Annotated in this window: 1 protein-coding gene; it reads right to left on the reverse strand. The window is 35.9% G+C overall.

Annotation, left to right across the window (positions count from 1 at the left end):
* Positions 1 to 104: 104 nt before the first annotated feature.
* Entirely contained in the window at positions 105 to 1,274 is a 1,170-nt protein-coding gene (locus FLS47_RS17605; protein ID WP_149915635.1) for an IS4 family transposase, read from the reverse strand.
* Between the last annotated feature and the right edge of the window lie 87 nt (positions 1,275 to 1,361).

Raw genomic sequence — 1,361 nt, forward strand, 5'->3', positions numbered from 1 at the left:
ATCACAGCTGTCCTAAATAAATTTAGGGTGTAAAAAAATCTGCCCTCTTCTATTAATTAGGAAAGCTTTTTGTGAAAAATCAAATTATATCCTCACTATTTTCTTTAGAAGAGTTTATACTGTCCAATTTTATCAGGTGGTTTTCCTGAAAAGAATGGATCATTTGCCCATTTCCAGAGATCAATTTTCACAAATATATTTAAGCGAATAAAGTTCACCAGATTGGATAAGTTCCATTCATATTTAGCTTTCTTCTGTATGTATTTGAAGAGTAGTATTCCTATTAATGCAGTCCAAATTTGGATGTAGACAGCGTTTTCTGAGGTTCCAACAAAACTGGTTACTTTCAGACGCTGTTTTAGATGTTTGAAGAAAGTTTCAATCTCCCATCTTTCCTTATATAAAGCTGCTACTGTTGATGCTTTCCATGTAAAATTGTTCGTTAAGAACTCATATTCAGCATTATTTATGCTGTCCCAAAAACGAACTAGACGCATCTTCTTTCCTTGATAGTGTTTCTTAGCATCCCCGTCAAGCTCAATGAGCTGATCCATAATGATGTTATTTTCCTTGAGTGCTTCACTTTGAAATGATCTCACCACAGTATATTTCATGTTGCTTTTACTGCGTGTAACAAAAAAGCATTGATTGCTGTCCAAAACATTCATCCAAGCATAATCAACGTAGCCTCTATCCACTACGACCACACAACCTTTAGGAAATGAAATGGTCTTAGCTATTTTAGATTCATGTTGTTTGCCATCTGTGATATGCACAAAGCTCGGCATACAACCATCATAATCAAGTATAGTATGTAGTTTAACAGCTCCCTTAGCACTGCGGAACTTCGCCCAGTCAAATACACTTAAGCATAAGGGAATAATGGTAGCATCCATTAAAAAAACTTTACGCTTGAGTCTGTTAAGCTCAGTTCGTCTAGGGGAATTTCTATTCCACAAATGCTCCAAAAGTTTATAATAAAGGTCTCGGAATAGACGATGATCGCGATGTTTGTTGATGTAGGATAGATTGGACTTGCTAGGCGTTCTAGAGATACCCATATGACTCATGTTTCCTGTAGTACTACGCAGCCCATTAGAAATATCACGAACGGAATCCGCAGATGAAAGATGGCAGAAAAGCATACTAACAAAATGTGTCCAGCTATTGATTCCTTTATGATGCTTGTCACATTGGTACTTTTGAACCAATTTATTAAAAATGTCACGGTTTACTAGCCCTAAAATCTGAGAAAATACATTTATATTTACCATGGCGGTAGTTGAATTTTTGCAAATTAAATATAGCAATCCCTGCTATATAAATTACCGCCATTTTTTACCTTATTTGGGACGCTTCTG

The sequence above is a fragment of the Sphingobacterium cavernae genome, assembly GCF_008520265.1.
GTDB lineage: Bacteria > Bacteroidota > Bacteroidia > Sphingobacteriales > Sphingobacteriaceae > Sphingobacterium > Sphingobacterium cavernae.

Excerpts from the sequence above, each read along its gene's own strand:
- FLS47_RS17605 (WP_149915635.1), bottom strand. The coding sequence starts at position 1,274 with ATGGTAAATATAAATGTATTTTCTCAGATTTTAGGGCTAGTAAACCGT.